This is a genomic window from Paenibacillus helianthi (genome assembly GCF_001909055.1).
Lineage (GTDB): Bacteria > Bacillota > Bacilli > Paenibacillales > Paenibacillaceae > Paenibacillus_AQ > Paenibacillus_AQ helianthi.
Genome location: NZ_LVWI01000001.1, coordinates 230,514 through 247,488 on the forward strand (window position 1 = coordinate 230,514; position 16,975 = coordinate 247,488).

Consider the following 16,975-nt stretch of genomic DNA (forward strand, 5'->3'; position numbering starts at 1 on the left):
TATACTATAGGAGTTCGCCACTTGAAATGATGAAGGATGATGACAGAATGAAGCCGCTGAAGGCTGAGTTAATGCTCTTTATAGTAACCATGTTCTGGGGCTCGTCCTATATGTTCATGAAGATGGGGCTAGGTTCGCTCGGGGAATTCAATCTGATTGCATTGCGCTTCGGACTTGCCTTTATCCTGGCAGCCACCCTGTTTCACAAACGCCTTAGAACTGTAGATGTACGGACCCTGAAATATGGAGCATTGCTCGGATTTTTACTGCTGGGTGTATTCACCTGCATCACCTTTGGCTTGAAGACTACGACCACCTCGAATGCCGGATTTCTAGTGGCGTTGACTGTTATTTTTGTGCCGATGATCGATGTGCTCGTATTTCGAAAAAAAGTCGCCCCCCCTCAAGTTATCGGAGCGGTTCTGGCCATAACCGGTATCGGGCTTCTCACCTTGAATTCTTCCCTGCACATGCAGCCGGGTGATCTGTTATGCATTCTGTCCGCTGTATTCTATGCCGTACAGATACTGGTAACATCCAAAGCGGTTAAAGTCTGCGACAGTCTATCTATCGGCATTCTTCAACTCGGTTTCGCCGGAGGCTTTGCGCTGGTTTTGTCGTTCTTGTTCGAGACACCGGCTTTGCCCTCTTCACTGCCCGGGTGGATCGCAATCCTGGCACTTGGCATTTTCTGCAGTGCCTGCGGCTTTATCCTGCAACCCGTGGCCCAAAAATACACAACACCTACCCGTACCGGATTGATCTTCTCTATGGAGCCAGTTTTCGCTGCCCTGTTCGGTTATTGGTTTGCCGGCGAGCAGCTGTCGATGCAGGGTTACACCGGTGCGGCTCTGGTGCTTCTGGGAATCGTAGCCTCCGAGCTCCTCAGCAAAGCACACTTTGCTCCTGTCACCTACAAGCTGCATAAGAAACGGCGGGTCAATTTATAGAACAATCTAAAGTAACAGCAAAAAGCCGCTCAGCGAAAAGCTGCAGCGGCTTTTGATACTACCCACTAACGAATTTCGATCATATACGTTTAGTGTCCCATCATCATTGCTGGATCAGCAGCAGCTTCAGCATCCGGTGAGGCCGGAGTCGCAGCTACCTTTGGTTTGCGGAGAATCAGGCTGATCACCACACCTGCCACAGCGATGCAGGCGGAGAAGAAGAACACATCATTGAATCCGAGAACCATGGTGGACAGAGGGTTAGTGCCTGCGGCCATTTTTCCCATATGAACTGCAATTTGACTGGTCAGGTAACCGGTCATACCGGCAACGGCAAAGGATACCACAACCTGCTGGGCAGCGGCGGTAAGCGGCGTTACCCGGTTCACCCATTCACGCGGTGCCGAGTTCAGCACATGTGTGTTGACTGGCATCATCGAGAGACCCATGCCAAGCCCCATCATCGCCAGGGTAGACATAATAAACGGCAACCCGGTATCCACTGTCACACCCGACAGCATGAAGAGTGCGGTTGAAATAATACTCAGACCGACAAATACCAGTGGACGTGCACCAATTTTGTCAAACAGGCGTCCGCCCAACGGCATTCCGATTCCGGAAGCAAGTGCCTGCGGCAGCAGGATCAAACCGGTTTCCAGTGGAGTATAATTCCGGATCTGCTGCAGATACAATGGCACGAACAGCATGGAGCCGAATAATGCAGCCTGTGTCACCCAGCTGAGAATAATCCCCCGCGTAAAGTCAGATGACCGGAATACACGCAGCTCAAGCAATGGATGCTTATGAAGCAATTCTACGATGATAAACAGTACGAGCGCTACTCCACCCACGCTCAAACCTAGAATGGCACCGGTTGAGGACCAGCTTTCGCCGCCGCCTTGGTTCACACCATAAGCCAGCATAGAGAAGGCTATTGGAGCTAGAATAATTCCCAGAATGTCGAGATGGGCTCTACCCTTCTTTTCTGTTTTGGGCAAATATTTAATGCCAAGAATAATCCCTACAATTCCGATTGGCAAGTTGATCAGGAAGATCCAGTGCCAGCTCACATATTCCACCAGCCAACCGGACAATATTGGACCAAGCGCAGGAGCCAGCAGCATCGGAATGCCCAGGAGCCCCATGATCGAGCCCCTCCGTTCAGGCGGAGCCAGTCTGAAGACCATCGCCATTCCAATTGGAGCAACCATCCCGCCACCCAAGCCTTGAATGACCCGGAAGAGCACCAACTGCTCTGAAGTCTGTGCGATGGAGCACAACATGGAGCCCAGTACGAACATGGCGACCGTTGACACAAATACCTGCTTCGACCCGAAACGGTCCGTCATATACCCGGCCAGCGGGATTACAGCCGCCAAGGCAAGTGTATATCCCGTAATTGCCCATTGTACGGTTTTGAGGTCTGTATTGAAATATTCTACCAGCTTAGGCACCGCTACATTGACTACTGTACCATCGAGGATAACCATTATCATCCCTACGATTATGGCCAGCAGCGGCGGCAGTATGGCTTTCAGTGAGAAGGGCTGCTCCGCAGGAGCACCTTTCGCATTCATTGTATTTGGCATTCTTTTCTCCACTCATTTCTCTAGTTGGATAGGTTTAATGAAAATAACGGTCGAATAACGCGTCGATCTGCTCCTCTATGGGCGGAGGATTAAAGACCGGCATGAAATCCGCTTTGTTCTCGGGCAGGCTGGAAACCATAATTATTGGAAAAACTACTGCTCCGTATATCTGAAGCTGCATCAACATCAGCTTATTTTTGTCCTCTTCACCGGTGATTTCCTGAATAGCCTGCAAGATCTTTTCCAGGCGCATCATTTTGCAATAACGAGAGTATTCATCCAGTGAACCCATAATGTGGTGCCTCTGATCAAGCATTTGTCTGGCCATTCCGGGATAACGCTTGAGTTCATCAATATATCGGGTAAAAAATAACTTGAGGCGCTCTCTTGGGGGCAACGTGTCGTCCTCCAGCACTTTAAAGGCGTCATCAAAGGTAGAGAGCAGCATTCGAACCGCATCTGCCAGAAGTTTCTCCTTGGAGCCGTAATGATAGTTGACAAGGGCCAGATTCGTCTCTGCTTTGGCGGCTATATTGCGCATGGTGGCACAACTGAATCCTTCACCACGGATCAAATCCACAGTTGCCTGAAGAATCGTCTGTTTCGTATCCTTATCTGAAGGTTCTGCAATGTTGTTGTTTCTAGTCATAGCTTTGGCTGTATGCTCCTTCCCTATCCCCTTATCCGATCATTGTTTTAAACACTGTTTAACAAGAACTAAATTTACTCCCTAAAGGCTCTCCTGTCAATAGCTTTTTGAAATAAAAAAAAGGCGATCACCCTTCGACATAGGATCAGATCGCCTTCTTATTCATATTCGAGTTACTTAACTGGAAGAGTTGCAGCCTCATTCGCAGCCAGTGGTGCCAAAGTCAGCCCGGTAATCTTTCCTTTTGTGTCCACTGTTAAAGTTAATATGGCTTCAGACTTCGAGAAGAGGAGTACGCTCTGGATGGTCATCACCCCATCAGCCCGGCGGCTATCCGTTGTTTTTATTCCAAAATAATTGCCGGATGAAACCGCAACCGCTTCCCAGCTTTGCTGGATCGCCGGTAAGAATGCCTGTTGTGCAGCCGTACTGCTCAGGTAACGTTCCTGAAGCTCCTGATATTTGCCTGCAGCCAATAGTCCGGTTACCGCTCCTGCAGCAACCTCTGGTGCATATATTTCGGCTTGTCCAGAGTTGTCGTCATAAGCCGCAATAAGCCCGATTGCATTAAAAAAGGACAACGGGACATAGATCCGTTTCTGTCTGACCTCAATACGTTCTTGAAAAGAGACCTTGTCTTTGCCGTTAAGTATGACCTCATCGCCGCTTAGCTTGAAGTCAACGGTTTCTTTGACGCGCGTTAACTGGACTTGTCCGGTGCTGCCTTTATACGTCGTTTGATATTTGAGAACCTCAGCTGTTTCCCGGAGTGGAATCATAATGGCTGATCCGCTCTTGTATGCATTTGACTCCTCCAGTTGTAGTAACTGTCCGTTCAGAATGACCTTAATCGGGTCTGCGGCTTGTGCGCGCTGGGGCACGAATAACCCTAACCCGCCTGCAAATAACAGAATACTGAGGGTTACGGCTGCGATTTTGGTCTTCACATCGATTCCACCTCTCCTGTATTAGATTGATTACGTTTGCAAGCTGCAGGAATAGACCTTACATTAAACATTACCCAAAAGGTTTGATTTTATAACCCTTGCGAATTCAGTGGCAGTATAAAACTTTTTTATTGTGACCTCACCGGGTTACTCTACATCAAAGTTGAAGTACTTGGATGGAAAAGGCTCCTTGATCAGAGTGAAATGCCACCACTCTTTGCTGTAAGGCTTGAACCCGTGTTTAGTCATAGCATCCTTCAGGATTTTACGGTTGGTATGCTGTGTCTTACTGATGAGCGAAGTATTGTAATAAGAAATCTCGCCAAAAAAATCATACGGGCTGCCCATATCCACCAGAACGCCCGTTTTGGCATATGCCAGTGTCAAATCAATCGTTCCGCCTCTGGTATGGCCTGACTTTTTGGCGATAAAGCCCAGCTTAAACAGGTTGCGCTTGTCCAGTTTAGGATAATACTGCTCCTTCATCTTGATGTCAGCTGCATCCTTAGACCATGAGACAAAATCATCCACTGCTTTTTGTGGACGGTAGGCATCATATATTCTTAAGATATACCCCTTGCGGGCCAGGTCGTCACTGACAGCCTTTAATGCTTTAGCCCCCACTTGTGAAAAGATCGCCAGCGGCGCCTTGTATCCGTCAACACGTGATCCCGTAAAATTGTTCTCACTGAAATAGCGTATTTCATATTGCGCAGCAGGGATCATCTCATCCAGGTATACAAATCCTTCAGGCAGACTGTTTTTTTTCAGAACTTTAATCTGTTGGGATGCAGAAGCGCCTACCTTCTGTTCCGGTTCCTCCGTAACCGTAGCGGCAACAGGATTTTTTTGAAGTATGAGCACAGCACTCAAGATGGCTGTGAGTATAAGGGGAAGAATAAGGGCCTTCGTACTGCGTTTGAGCATTTCCTGGGTGGCTCTCATATCCCACACCCCTTTCTTCGATTGCTTTGCCTGAATCAGTTCCGGTTTCAATAGCCGACTAAATATCCATCTTATTACTAAAAATTATATTTATCCCGCTTTACTGTGTCCAGTATTTTCTATGAATGCAAAAATGACACACCCGTTTGACGGATGTGTCTTTTAACAATGATTCCTATACACTTAGTGTATTAATGCATTGAAACCTGTGCTTTATGCTGTACAATGACACGCTTGAGGAAGAATGCAATCACCAGACCGATAATGGCCATGGCCATTCCAAACACAAAGGCATTCTGAACGCCTTGGGTAAAGGCCGGCAGCACATTGGCCGGATCGGCAGGATTGCTTGCAGATTCCATATAGCTCTTCGTCCCTGCTGTCATGATACTGACCGCCAGTGCAGTACCAATGGCTCCGGCTACCTGCTGCAAAGTATTCATGATGGCAGTACCATCTGGGTACAGTTCCATAGGCAACTGATTGATGCCATTGGTCTGGGCAGGCATGAAGATCATCGATACGCCTACCATTAGTGCGCTATGCAGTACGATGACGAACACCACGGTAGAAGTAGCTGTGATACTGGAGAAGAACCACAGCGATACCGCTACAATAACCAGGCCAGGAATAACCAGCCATTTCGGTCCGTATTTGTCGAACAGCCTTCCCATGATCGGTGACATCAGACCGTTGATAATTCCACCGGGAAGAAGCAGCAAGCCAGCTTTGAAGGCCGAGTATCCTTGTCCCTGCTGGAGGTACATCGGAAGAATCAGCATGGAGGACAGGATGACCATCATGCAGATGAAGACCATCAGTACGCCAACCACAAACATCGGGAACTTGAACGCCCGGAGATTGATCATAGGCTGCTTCATCGTGATTTGGCGGATCACAAACAGAACAAGTGACGCGACACCAACTGCTATAGCAATAATTACTTTTGGACTTCCCCAGCCTTCGGCTTCACCGGCGCTGCTGAATCCAAATACGATTCCGCCAAACCCCAGAGAAGAAAGCACAATGGACAGCACATCAATCTTTGGCTTGGTAACCTTGGTAACGTTCTGCATAAACAGTATTCCGCAGATCAGTGCAATCACAAGAAACGGCAGTGACAGCCAGAAGATCCAGTGCCAGCTCAGGCTCTCAATCAGCAGCCCGGCAATCGTAGGCCCGATCGCTGGAGCGACCATGATAACAAGACCTATGAGTCCCATTGCAGCCCCTCTTTTTTCAGCGGGGATAATGACCAGGATGGTGTTGAACATCAATGGCAGGAGCAATGCGGTCCCCATCGCCTGAACTACACGGGCCGTAAGCAGAAACTCGAAATTCGGTGACATCGCGGCCAGAAAGGTCCCCAGAATCGAAAAGCATAATGCAGCAACGAATAATTGTCTTGTTGAGAACCATTGCAGCAGCAACCCGGATATCGGTACAAGAATACCCAGTGTCAGCAGATACGCTGTAGTCAGCCACTGTGCCGTCGTCGGTGTAATCTCAAGTACTTTCATGAGATCACTTAACGCCACATTGAGCGCAGTCTCGCTGAACATGCCGATAAATCCGGCAAGCAGCAAGGAGATCAGAATCGGTAAAACCCTGAATTTTGTTTCTTCGGTTTGTTTCTTTCCAGTCATGGTAGCTTCCACTCTGTGATCCTCCTGATCATACATAATTTTCTCTCTATTTGTTCTATTTCTACTTGCCTAACCCAGCAATACGGGAACCAACCTGGAGGCGGCGAGAAGCGGCCCTGTACTCCGGCAGGTCAAAGTCTGCAGCAGCGCTCCCTCAAACAACGAGACCACCACTGAAGCCTTATCGGCTGCAAGCTGAGTATCAGTTCCCTCTTCAAGTAAACGCTGCAGAATGACATCCTGCCAATCCATGAATACAGTCTGACATGCTGTTCTAAGCTCCTCGCTAATACAGGAGGTTTCTACAGCTACCCAGAAACTGAAGGGTACCATTCCTTTAAAATCAGACTCTTCAGCGTCACTGACCATCTGATGAAGGAATTCCTGAACCGCCTCAATAACAGTTATTTCCTTCTCCACATACTGTCTCAGCTGTCTTACAACGATCTCACTCGTTTTGTTGATACAGGTTAAGGCCAGTTCCTCTTTACCGTGGGGGAAATAATAGTAAAGAGATCCCTTGGGCGAGTCGCTGTCCTTGATAATCTGATTTAACCCCGTAGCATGATAGCCTTGTGTGAAAAATAGTCTTGAAGCGGTATCCACAATCGCTTCACGCGCATTAGGCTTGTTTGACAAGCGGGACACTTCCTTTATTTTTATAACAATCGGTCTACATAATAAAACCATAAATTCAAGTGATGTGTCAACATTAATTATTAAAATTTTATTTTTCCTTCTTTTCATTGCTGTGCACAAAAGTAGTTCAATTATAATATAAATATTCCAATGCGATAGGTGTGATTTGAGTGAGTAAGAGTACTGTATTGGAGGGCATTCTACGCATTGCTTCATCCAATGGAGAATGTACACCTACAGACGTGAACAAGGAAACGTTCAATAAACGGGATTAACCCAGATTCATTCCAGAATATAAGCAGATAATACTTTTTCTACGGAGGAGGCAAAGCTTTTGCCTGCCCCCCAATCCATCTTCATGATTATGCCTTTCGAAGCTCCTGCCGCGATGAGCCGAATATTCGTCACTCCATGGAGATTATCGGAGATAACGATCAGCGCGGCCTGATTGCCTGAACGGAAGAAATAACGCTCATATACCAGCGTTCCAATCGAATAACCATTCCCCACCTCGTTATACTCTTCATGTAGCAGCTCTGAACCTGCGGGCATGCCCTCCTTCACCATAATCAGTGCTTCCACAGGCTGCAGACTTACATTAAAGCTGTAAACGTCCGACAAGAAAACCGCCTCCTTTAGTGATCTGATGAATTAGATCCACGCTCCTACTCCTTCTTTTCTTCTCCGGCAATGTCCCAGCGATGCCGGAACTTTTCCAGACGCGGATGAACATAATCGGGAGCCGCTGACAGAATCAGCCTCAGCTTCACAATCCACTCCTCAAAAGAGGAATACGAAGCAAATTGATTAGCCGTTTCAGGAGTCATATAGAGAAAATAAGGCGAAGGATACACTTCGCTGATGTGCCGCAGCGCTGAGTCGAGCGGCGTATACTTCTTCCGCTTGCCTTCAAGACTCTCAACGGTAACAAGTGAGCGGCCTTGCTCTCTTTTCCATTCATGCAGACGGTCTTCCCGTTTGTAAAAAGCCTTCACGGGCTCCTTGCTCATCCGTCTTACCGTTTCTTCGTGCAGCGGGTACAGCACCAGCTTGGTAAACTTGCGTTCGGTTGCGGTACGGGCAGCCTGCTCCAGCTCCTGATCCGAAATATGCTCAAACGAATCATAAAACACCAGGGTTCCCTTGCGTTCCGCAGCCGGTGGCTCATAGCCAAAAGGCACGTTCTGTATCTCTCTTTTCATCTTTGGCCTCCTGCTTATCGTATTCTCTATACAGCATAGCATGCTACAGCAGCAGATACATCATTCAAGGGTTTCCTATAGCCGACTCTATTCCCTTCAGCCTGCGGTAAGCATATGCCGCAGCGCCAAGCGTGCCCGCACGGTTCCCCAGCTCAGCCTGAACAATGCTGCACTTGCTGCCGGACAGCTTCAGGGCGTGCTCCTTTACCGTCTCACGGACACTACGCAGCAGGCGTTCCCCGGCCGCAGACATCCCGCCTCCAATAATGACCGCTTCCGGATTCAGCAGATTAATTACATTGGATAGTCCATAGCCAAGTAATACCCCGGTCTCATGCATGACCTCCACCGCCAAAGCATCCTCCAGATCATAGGCATCTGAAATCATAAGCGCGGTTATCCGTTCATTGTCTCCACCTGTCCAGGTTTGGATGATACTTGTTCTTCCTTCCGCCAGCTTCTCTTTGAACGTATTCACCATACCGACTGCCGATACGTATCTGCCGAGGCAACCAGAGCTCCCGCAACGGCAGGGACGGCCTTGCCTGAACATGTTCATATGGCCGATTTCCCCTGCACTGAATGTCGTGCCGTACACAACCTTACCGTCGCTAACAATTCCTGAACCGAGTCCCGTTCCCAGAGTCAGCAGGATGATGTTCCTGTATCCCCTTGCTGCTCCATACTGCCATTCCCCATACAGATTCATCCTGACATCATTATCAATAAACACTGGGAAATCGTAAAACGGCTTCATTTCATTCACAATATGTACGTGTTCCCAGCCCGGAAAGTTGGGAGAAAACAGGGATAAGCCCTCTTCAGGATCAAGCAGTCCGGGAATCCCCAGTCCCATGCAGGCAATATTCTGAAGACCAATCCCAGTATCTTCGTTCAACTGCTGTACAGCCAGCCGGATTCGTTTGAGCACATGTGCCGGTCCTTTAGCAGCTTCTGTGGGGATGGATATTTCTCTAATTGCCGTGAATCCGGCATCATATAGCGCTGCTTTCATATTGGTTCCGCCTAAATCCACACCGATAGTATGCGTTTTCATTTTACACTCCTCCAGTAATAATTATCTCTGTGTTCATTATGAGGAAACACAGTATAAGTGAAAAGCGATTTATATAACATCTTATATTACTTTTGGAACTTCTGGCGGAGCTTTAGAGGACAAAGAAAAAACAGACCGGCAATGAACACCAGTCTGTCCTAAACTCTATTGGAAGGAAGCTTGACCTATGACCCGGCTCCCTTATACTTTTTGACACCGTAATTCCAGGATAAAAGCCCAATCCCCAGGAATATCGCACCCACCACCGGAGTAAGCAGTGCCATACCCTGCATCTCCTCACGGTGCAGAAACAGTGCCGCCGGGTACACTCCGACAAAAGCAAACGGAATAATCCAAGTAAGCAGCACCTGAATCGCGCGATTGTAGATCGTAACCGGATAACGGCCATAGGTCTGGATATTGTACATCAGCGGCAGAATGCCGGTTGGAGCATCGGAATAAAACGACAATGAGGTTAAGGTCGTATATATCCCGGTATAGATGGCAACCGCACTAAGCGTAAGCACAATAATCATGGGTAGGGTCCACCATTCAAAGGGCAGACCGAGATTACTGCCACTGATCCCCATAATGATCAATCCGATAAAAGACCCCACCAATGCCGGAGGGTCCACATTCTCCAGGAAAATCTGGAACAAGTTATGCGCTGGACGGGTCAGAATACGGTCCATTTCACCTTTGACGATATAGCGCTCGCTGAAACCCCACATATTCACAAAGCAGCTGAAGACGCCAAAAGGCACCATAAAGAAACCGTATACGAACACCACTTCATTCTGGCTCCAACCACCCAGACTATTGGTATGCATGAAGATGACCAGAATGAAGATAAAGTTGGTCGCTTGAAACAGCAGATCAGACACCACTTCCACCCAGAAATCGGCGCGGTAAGTCAGACGTGTCTTCATATAGTTTTTGATATATTCCACTAATAAGTCCAAGTAATACAACTTCACTCACCCCCCCTGCACGAACAGCCGCTGACGCGACGCGTGATATAGCCAGACAATTGGAATCAGCAGTACTACGAACCAGATGACCTGGATACCCAGCACATTCCAAATGCCCACCCCGTGCACCCGTCCCGTGAATACGGAACCCGGCAGGTAAGTGATGGCTTGAAAGGGCAGAACTTTAAGGATGGAAGATAACCAGTCCGGAAACAGGGTGATCGGAACGATCAAGCCGGAAAAAAGGTCGACCACGACACGCTTCATCCGCATCATACCCTCATTATTCTCGACGAAGAACGCCGATAAGCCCGTTATAATATTGATCTGTGAACTGATCAGGAAGCTGAAAAAGAGCATGACCAGAAATCCGGCCCAAGCTGAAGGTTCTGTCGGTAAATGCACCGGAAACAGCAGAATAGCAATCACCATACCCGGGATCATCAGCATCATAAAGCGGAACATGCCTTCGCCAAGACCCTGCATCATCTTGACCAGCACGTAGTTATACGGCCGGATGAACTGGATTGCGATGCTTCCGTCCCTGATATCTGTGGAAATCTCCCGGTCCAGGTTGTTAAAATAAAACGCCCTAGCCATCCAGGAAACCGCAACATACGTTGTCATCTGGGCACCTGTAAACCCGCCCAAGGATTCCCCGTTCCCATAAATTGCCTTCCAGGTAAAATAGTTCACACCTATATTCAGCGTATAGATTAGAATACCGGAATAATAATTAATACGGTAAGCGAGCATAGTCAAAAACCGGATGCGGATGAAATCGAAATAAGCACCCAGCAGCAGCCTCCATCCTGTTTCCTTAGGTCCGTCTGCGGAAGAACCTCCAGATGATGAACTGGCTGCAGCGGCTTTAAGCTGATCAGACATGGATGACCTCTTTCTCATCCTTAAGCGCAAGAATCTTCTCTTCCGGTTTCTCGGCCGAACCTGATTGATAAATGCTGCGGACGATATCATCCGTATTGGTCTCAATGATTTTGATGTCGGTAATGTCTGCTTGACCCACAACTCGTCCTAGCACATCCGAAACGTTCAGCTCCAGCGGAATCCAAACCTTGGCACCCAGATCATTCTCAGATGTCCAGGTAACCGGCATTTCTTCTGTCCACTGCATAAGCTGCTCAAGTTTAGTTGGAGCCCCGAATTGGAACTGCACCTCACGCCCTGTACCCCAGCGTTGCTTCAGATCCTCCAGGCCCCCATCATAAATGATGCGTCCATCGTCCAGCATAATCACCCGAGAACAGAGCGCTTCAATATCCTGAAGATCATGAGTGGTCAGCAGGATAGTTGTTCCATGCTCGCGGTTCATATCCTTCAAGAACTGGCGGATTTCCGACTTGACCACAATATCCAGTCCAATTGTAGGTTCATCCAGGAACAATATGGACGGATTATGCAGGAGTGCCGCAACCAGCTCACAACGCATCCGCTGCCCCAAACTGAGTTTGCGGACCGGACGGTTCAGCAAATCCTGCAGCTCCAGCCGTTCAACCAGCTCATCCAGCCGTTTCTTAAAATCCAGTTCGGGTACACGATATACCTTGCGGAGCAGCTGGAAGGATTCAATCACACCGATATCCCACCACAATTGGCTGCGCTGTCCGAACACAACACCGATATTCCGCACAAATTTCTCACGTTCCTCATAGGGTATATAGCCTCCCACAGAAAGACTGCCCGAGGTTGGAACCAGAATGCCGGTGAGCATTTTGATCGTCGTGGATTTACCCGCACCATTCTCGCCAATATAGCCGCAAATCTCGCCTTGGGGAATGGAGAAGGAGATATCCTTTACAGCTGTAACCTCGGAATATTCCCGTTTAAACAAATCAGCGAAGGCCCCTTTGAGGCCCTCGCGGTTTTTTTGGACTTTGAAGGTTTTGCGCAAGTCCTGCACTTGAATGGCATTCATATTGTACCTCACTAATCTAAGTATTAGGTTCAGTACCCCATTATAACATCTCTGAATTATTTGGCTACTCGTCCATCAAAAAAATCAGCGTTCGGTACCGCCTCCAGATGGCCGGAACGGGCCACTTTCGTGCGCAAGTATTTCTCATTGAATACGGATACGTCGCCCCATAATGGGATTCGCTTCCCGGTGTTCATCCCGGCTGCCTTGAGGGCTTCCATCTTCTTGGGATTGTTCGTAATCAGAGTAACCGGTTTGCTGCGCAAATGCTGCAAGACGCTGATCGCATCTCTGTAGTCTCTGGAATCATCGGCAAAGCCCAGCTCCAGATTGGCTTCTACAGTATCATATCCTTCTTCCTGGAGAATATATGCCATAGCCTTGCTGAACAGCCCGATCCCTCTTCCTTCATGATTAGCCAGGTAGAACAAGGCCCCTGATCCGTGCTGTGCAATCATCTTCATCGACTGGCGGAGCTGGAAACCGCAATCGCAGCGTTTGCTGCCAAAGATGTCACCCGTATGGCAAATGCTGTGCATCCGGATCAGCGCTTCATCTGAATCCTCAAAATCTCCGTACACCAGCACGCTCGACTGCTGCCCTTCAGCCAGATTCATGGAGGACAGCCGGGAGATCAGCAGTTCCGTTGCTTCTTTGCTGTCGCCACCCTGCAATTCCTCGTCCGTGGCTTTCAACCAGCTGTACCATTTGAATGTGACAGTTTCCCCGTCCAGATTCACTGGCAGAGTAATAGGACCAACGAGTATATTAGTGGAATCATCCATGGTAATCCGCTTTATTTTATTTTGTAATATAGATACGATATCTGGTTTGATCATCATTGCACCATCCTAAACATATAGTGTGAATTTTAATATTCCAACTTTATTCCAACCATTTAAGTCGAGTAACTATTTGTAAGTTAGTTTATCATTGTAATATAACTTCGTCAAGTTATAATATATATATAAATATTAATGATTACTTATTGTAAGTTTATGATATAATGAATGCGGAGGTGATCGATATGAACGATTTCGAAATGTGTCCGCGCTTTGAAAAAGCGGTAGATATGCTTAGCAAACGCTGGGTTGCGCTTATAGTATTCGTACTTATGAAAGGTCCCCGCCGTTTTGGTGAAATTGAGAGCTGTCTGTCCAATCTTAGCGGCAAGGTATTATCCGACCGTTTAAAGGAAATGGAGAACGAGGGCATCATCCAGCGCACAGTATATCCTGAAATGCCTGTACGGATTGAATACTCTCTGACCAGCAAAGGAATTGCACTGGCACCCATCCTTGGTGAAATTGGCAACTGGTCCACCGATTGGATCGAGATCGGTGCAAACAAATGACGTCCGGTCTGCATCCAAAATAGCGCCTTGCTGGTTCCATCTACGGAATCCAGCAGGGCGCTATTTGTTGTATCCATTAGTGAAAATACATGTTACAAATCCTTGCGCTGAAACCGCAGCAGTCCTATCGCAAATACCACAACCGTATACAGAACGGCATACACCACAAATGAATCCGAAGGAACGGAATTAAAGTCTAAGAGTGGAAAGGAGCTTGTACTCATATTAACCATCCCTCCCAAATCTTTCAGACTGAAAAGCTCCGCTGTCATTTTTTGCTGCAGTCCGTCTGCCGGCATGAGAAGAGACATGATCCCCGTGAGATTATGCAGTGTATGGATTGCTTCTTCCTTCAAGCCTAGTGAACTGCTCATTTTATCGATCATCCCTCCAAGCCAGCCCGCTCCATAGAGCATGGTCATGAAAACCCCATTCCCAAGTGCCGAGAATAAACCCGACCCAAGCATGGATAAGCTGATGAGCAGCGGAACTAGAGAAGCAAAGAGCAGAAAAGCTTTTATAAGCGCAGCGCTGTCTCTTGGGATAGAAGCATGTGCATCTGCTATCAGCAGAATCGCTGCAAACAAAAGAAAAGCATAGAAAATTCCTAAGGTGACATACCCAAGCCAGCGCCCCAGATACCATTTCCACCGCGGCAATGGGCGAGGCAGTAATGCTTGCATGATCCCCTGTTCCGCTTCTCCCGCAATGGAGGAGAAAGAACTAAAAATAGCCAAAAAGGCAATAACAAAAGCCCCGAAGAAAAACCCCATGGTCAAAATAAAAGTGCCTGTCGTAAAGCTTTCAATCAGATTACTCCCATTCATAATGCTGGTTGCCCTTCCAGATTCGCTGCTCCCGACAATAGCTGCAACGAACCAGAACGCGATCAGAAAGACAGCAGTCATAACCAGAGTCATGAGCATCACTTTCTTCCGCAGCAGTTCTTTCCAGGTCATTCCCAGTATGGTTCTCATTCCTGCTCCCCCCTATGGCTGAGCCCGGATACAGCATCCAGGAACCATTCTTCCAGTCGTTCTTTTTTACGCGAAACCTCATATAAGGTCAGACCCTGTTCAATCATCAGTGAATTTAACCAGCCCACTTGTTCATCACTCTCGACTTCCGCCTCCAGCCACACCGTGCTTCCTTCGATGGCAGAAGACACAATGATGCCCTCTTCATCCTGATTCTTGTCTAACGCTGCCTGACTGATCTGCAATCCCGTATGATTCTTCAACCAAGACAGCAAAAAAGGCGAAAAGCCGCCCACTTTAAAATGCCAGCTTGTTCGCTTATTTAATATTTCTGAGACTTTGCCGTGCCGCAGGATCTCGCCGTTATTCAGCAGCGCCATCCGGTCGCACAGCACCTCAACATCCTCAAGCAGGTGAGAGTTGAGAAAAATGGTGATGCCCCGCTGCTTTAGCCTTTCCAGTATAGTCCTCACTTCCATACGGCCGATTGGATCAAGTGCCGATGACGGCTCATCCAAAAAAACAAGCTCCGGATCATTCACAAGTGCGCAGGCTAGACCCAACCTCTGTTGCATTCCCTTGGAGTAATGCTTCACACGGTCACGGCCCCGCAGTCCTAATCCTACCTCTTTCAGCAGCTCTGGTATTCTACGGTCTGCTACAGACTTCTCGATATTGCATAATCGGGCATGGAGTCTAACTACCTCTTCTCCACTCAGCCATTCCTGGTACCGGTAAAGTTCCGGCAGATAACCTATCTTCGACTTGGCTGCAAGAGTTCCAATCGGATGTCCAAAAAGAGCGGCACTTCCACTGGTCGGACGAATTAAGCCTGCCAGCATTTTAACAAAGGTGCTTTTACCGGCACCGTTGGGACCGAGGAAGCCGAAGGCTTCCCCTTTCTCAACAGTAATAGTTACATCTCTGCAGCCGCGTCCGTTACTGTATTCTTTAGTCAGTAATTGCGCTTGGATTGCGGGTACATTCATTGCGTGATCAACTCCTGGAGCTGCTTCATGAATTTCTCTTTGTCCTGATAGAGTGAACCGCCGGAAAAGTCGAACAGCTGCCCATTATTCACCCATGTTGCACTATAAGTAGGCCCATCGCCATACTCCATAGTTTCCATGATAATCTTTATACCGTTCACTTCAATCTGCTCGGTATGATTCCCTTTGATCACAGGCATAGGCAGGTCTCCGGCCAGAATACTGCTCTGCTGCAGACTGGACTTCAGTTCATCCGGGAGAAGCGGGAAATCAATGACAGCCCGCACAGCCTCTTCCACGTTAATTGAAGGATCTACATTCACCACAGGCGTATTCATCTGCATCAGATTCGCCCAGTGATCATCCATAGAAAAATCATAGCTTACGGATTCTGGAACCGATAGCGTGAGCGGCTTGCCGTCAATGGATTCAGGCAACAGCTCTTTCGCCCCCAGACGTGTCAGCGCCTTATTTACCTCATCCACCTTGAGAGTCAGTGTAATTTGCTGTGAGGAGTTTATATATACGCTTTTAACCTTATCAAAAGCTCCACCGGTCAGCGCAGGGTAGCCCAATTTATCCTGCAATGCATTCACTGGCACCATTCCGCTTAACGTACCGGATGAATAGCTGAATGAGCCAAATTTGTTAACAGCTTCATTAATATTGTCTTCCCCGCTGACCTGATAGAACAAATTCCGCAGATCATCTTCATTGACAGCCGTTACTTCCTGCATTCTGAATTGACCCAATATGGCGGCCATGGCCGTATTGCCTACAGGTGTGGCTAGTACGGCTGCAAATATGGCTACGCCCGCTGCAGCAGTTGCCCATTTCCGGCGGCGGTTCATGGCAAACCGCCGTGGCTTCCGGCTATTGGTTTTCGCCTGTGCTCCGGCGGTGTCCGCTGGACTCACTAAAGGCTGCACCTCATTCTTCCTATCACTTGATTCCGCTATGGATGCCGCATGGTCTTCTTCTATGCCAATCTTTTTGACATCCTGCCCCCATGATGCCCATACCGGATTCACCGGCTCAGCAGCAAGCTTATTTTGCAGCTTCGCCCAGGCTTCATTCGTAAGTTGTTTATCGGAATCATATTTCAAAGGATTGGTCATTGGATG

At 48.1% G+C, this 16,975-nt stretch carries 18 protein-coding genes; 2 read left to right on the forward strand and 16 right to left on the reverse strand.

All coding sequences use genetic code 11. From position 1 onward, the window contains the following. The first annotated feature begins 47 nt into the window (after positions 1-47). A complete protein-coding gene (locus A3844_RS00810; RefSeq protein ID WP_074106545.1) occupies positions 48-950 on the forward strand; it encodes a DMT family transporter in 903 nt (300 codons plus the stop codon). Positions 951-1,039: 89 nt separating this feature from the next. Here the strand turns inward: A3844_RS00810 and A3844_RS00815 are convergent, their stop codons facing one another. From A3844_RS00815 to A3844_RS00875, 13 genes are all read right to left on the reverse strand, one after another. After that, positions 1,040-2,539 carry a DHA2 family efflux MFS transporter permease subunit gene (locus A3844_RS00815; protein ID WP_074106305.1) on the reverse strand — a complete coding sequence of 500 codons (1,500 nt, stop codon included), beginning with the start codon at positions 2,537-2,539 and terminating at the stop codon, positions 1,040-1,042. 34 nt (positions 2,540-2,573) lie between these two features. Then, the gene (locus A3844_RS00820) at positions 2,574-3,188 is read right to left on the reverse strand and encodes a TetR/AcrR family transcriptional regulator (RefSeq protein WP_074106306.1); all 615 of its coding nucleotides are present in this window, start codon (positions 3,186-3,188) and stop codon (positions 2,574-2,576) included. A 173-nt stretch (positions 3,189-3,361) separates the two neighbouring features. Then, positions 3,362-4,135, reverse strand: a complete 774-nt coding sequence (locus A3844_RS00825) for a stalk domain-containing protein (protein ID WP_074106307.1) — start codon at positions 4,133-4,135, stop codon at positions 3,362-3,364. A 147-nt stretch (positions 4,136-4,282) separates the two neighbouring features. After that, positions 4,283-5,080 (reverse strand): M15 family metallopeptidase, encoded by a 798-nt coding sequence (locus tag A3844_RS00830; protein WP_208619386.1) that lies wholly within the window; start codon positions 5,078-5,080, stop codon positions 4,283-4,285. Positions 5,081-5,271: 191 nt separating this feature from the next. Beyond that, complete coding sequence (locus A3844_RS00835; RefSeq protein ID WP_074103789.1) at positions 5,272-6,726, reverse strand: DHA2 family efflux MFS transporter permease subunit; 1,455 nt, start codon at positions 6,724-6,726, stop codon at positions 5,272-5,274. Positions 6,727-6,795: 69 nt separating this feature from the next. Beyond that, positions 6,796-7,365, reverse strand: a complete 570-nt coding sequence (locus A3844_RS00840) for a TetR/AcrR family transcriptional regulator (protein WP_074103732.1) — start codon at positions 7,363-7,365, stop codon at positions 6,796-6,798. 282 nt (positions 7,366-7,647) lie between these two features. After that, complete coding sequence (locus A3844_RS00845) at positions 7,648-7,986, reverse strand: DUF6054 family protein (RefSeq protein WP_083606623.1); 339 nt, start codon at positions 7,984-7,986, stop codon at positions 7,648-7,650. 44 nt (positions 7,987-8,030) lie between these two features. After that, positions 8,031-8,567 (reverse strand): hypothetical protein, encoded by a 537-nt coding sequence (locus A3844_RS00850; protein WP_074106308.1) that lies wholly within the window; start codon positions 8,565-8,567, stop codon positions 8,031-8,033. Positions 8,568-8,631: 64 nt separating this feature from the next. Continuing rightward, positions 8,632-9,624, reverse strand: coding sequence for an ROK family protein (locus tag A3844_RS00855; protein ID WP_074106309.1), 993 nt, complete (start codon positions 9,622-9,624; stop codon positions 8,632-8,634). A 185-nt stretch (positions 9,625-9,809) separates the two neighbouring features. After that, positions 9,810-10,553: an ABC transporter permease gene (locus A3844_RS00860; RefSeq protein WP_208619389.1), complete on the reverse strand. Its 744-nt coding sequence runs from the start codon at positions 10,551-10,553 to the stop codon at positions 9,810-9,812. 48 nt (positions 10,554-10,601) lie between these two features. Further along, positions 10,602-11,396: an ABC transporter permease gene (locus A3844_RS00865; protein WP_074103788.1), complete on the reverse strand. Its 795-nt coding sequence runs from the start codon at positions 11,394-11,396 to the stop codon at positions 10,602-10,604. Positions 11,397-11,475: 79 nt separating this feature from the next. Then, positions 11,476-12,531, reverse strand: a complete 1,056-nt coding sequence (locus A3844_RS00870) for an ABC transporter ATP-binding protein (RefSeq protein ID WP_074083526.1) — start codon at positions 12,529-12,531, stop codon at positions 11,476-11,478. Positions 12,532-12,587: 56 nt separating this feature from the next. Then, entirely contained in the window at positions 12,588-13,370 is a 783-nt protein-coding gene (locus A3844_RS00875) for a GTP cyclohydrolase II (RefSeq protein WP_074083527.1), read from the reverse strand. A gap of 188 nt (positions 13,371-13,558) precedes the next feature. On the opposite strand from A3844_RS00875, the gene A3844_RS00880 reads away from it, so the two are divergent. Then, the gene (locus tag A3844_RS00880; RefSeq protein WP_074083528.1) at positions 13,559-13,885 is read left to right on the forward strand and encodes a winged helix-turn-helix transcriptional regulator; all 327 of its coding nucleotides are present in this window, start codon (positions 13,559-13,561) and stop codon (positions 13,883-13,885) included. A 92-nt stretch (positions 13,886-13,977) separates the two neighbouring features. Here the strand turns inward: A3844_RS00880 and A3844_RS00885 are convergent, their stop codons facing one another. The 3 genes from A3844_RS00885 to A3844_RS00895 are packed head-to-tail and all read right to left on the reverse strand — an operon-like array spanning position 13,978 to position 16,969. Then, positions 13,978-14,862, reverse strand: coding sequence for an ABC transporter permease (locus tag A3844_RS00885; RefSeq protein ID WP_074106310.1), 885 nt, complete (start codon positions 14,860-14,862; stop codon positions 13,978-13,980). After that, positions 14,859-15,851, reverse strand: coding sequence for an ABC transporter ATP-binding protein (locus A3844_RS00890; RefSeq protein ID WP_074106311.1), 993 nt, complete (start codon positions 15,849-15,851; stop codon positions 14,859-14,861). The genes A3844_RS00885 and A3844_RS00890 overlap by 4 nt, the downstream gene beginning before the upstream one ends. After that, entirely contained in the window at positions 15,848-16,969 is a 1,122-nt protein-coding gene (locus A3844_RS00895; RefSeq protein WP_074083531.1) for a hypothetical protein, read from the reverse strand. The genes A3844_RS00890 and A3844_RS00895 overlap by 4 nt, the downstream gene beginning before the upstream one ends. Positions 16,970-16,975 lie beyond the last annotated feature (6 nt).

Bases quoted from the DNA above. Each gene is read 5' to 3' on its own strand.
- A3844_RS00815 (WP_074106305.1), bottom strand. From the start codon at position 2,539: ATGCCAAATACAATGAATGCGAAAGGTGCTCCTGCGGAGCAGCCCTTC.
- A3844_RS00885 (WP_074106310.1), bottom strand. From the start codon at position 14,862: ATGAGAACCATACTGGGAATGACCTGGAAAGAACTGCTGCGGAAGAAA.
- A3844_RS00895 (WP_074083531.1), bottom strand. From the start codon at position 16,969: ATGACCAATCCTTTGAAATATGATTCCGATAAACAACTTACGAATGAA.
- A3844_RS00810 (WP_074106545.1), top strand. From the start codon at position 48: ATGAAGCCGCTGAAGGCTGAGTTAATGCTCTTTATAGTAACCATGTTC.
- A3844_RS00835 (WP_074103789.1), bottom strand. From the start codon at position 6,726: ATGACTGGAAAGAAACAAACCGAAGAAACAAAATTCAGGGTTTTACCG.
- A3844_RS00870 (WP_074083526.1), bottom strand. From the start codon at position 12,531: ATGAATGCCATTCAAGTGCAGGACTTGCGCAAAACCTTCAAAGTCCAA.
- A3844_RS00880 (WP_074083528.1), top strand. From the start codon at position 13,559: ATGAACGATTTCGAAATGTGTCCGCGCTTTGAAAAAGCGGTAGATATG.
- A3844_RS00820 (WP_074106306.1), bottom strand. From the start codon at position 3,188: ATGACTAGAAACAACAACATTGCAGAACCTTCAGATAAGGATACGAAA.
- A3844_RS00860 (WP_208619389.1), bottom strand. From the start codon at position 10,553: ATGAAGACACGTCTGACTTACCGCGCCGATTTCTGGGTGGAAGTGGTG.
- A3844_RS00855 (WP_074106309.1), bottom strand. From the start codon at position 9,624: ATGAAAACGCATACTATCGGTGTGGATTTAGGCGGAACCAATATGAAA.
- A3844_RS00875 (WP_074083527.1), bottom strand. From the start codon at position 13,370: ATGATCAAACCAGATATCGTATCTATATTACAAAATAAAATAAAGCGG.
- A3844_RS00850 (WP_074106308.1), bottom strand. From the start codon at position 8,567: ATGAAAAGAGAGATACAGAACGTGCCTTTTGGCTATGAGCCACCGGCT.
- A3844_RS00890 (WP_074106311.1), bottom strand. From the start codon at position 15,851: ATGAATGTACCCGCAATCCAAGCGCAATTACTGACTAAAGAATACAGT.
- A3844_RS00830 (WP_208619386.1), bottom strand. From the start codon at position 5,080: ATGAGAGCCACCCAGGAAATGCTCAAACGCAGTACGAAGGCCCTTATT.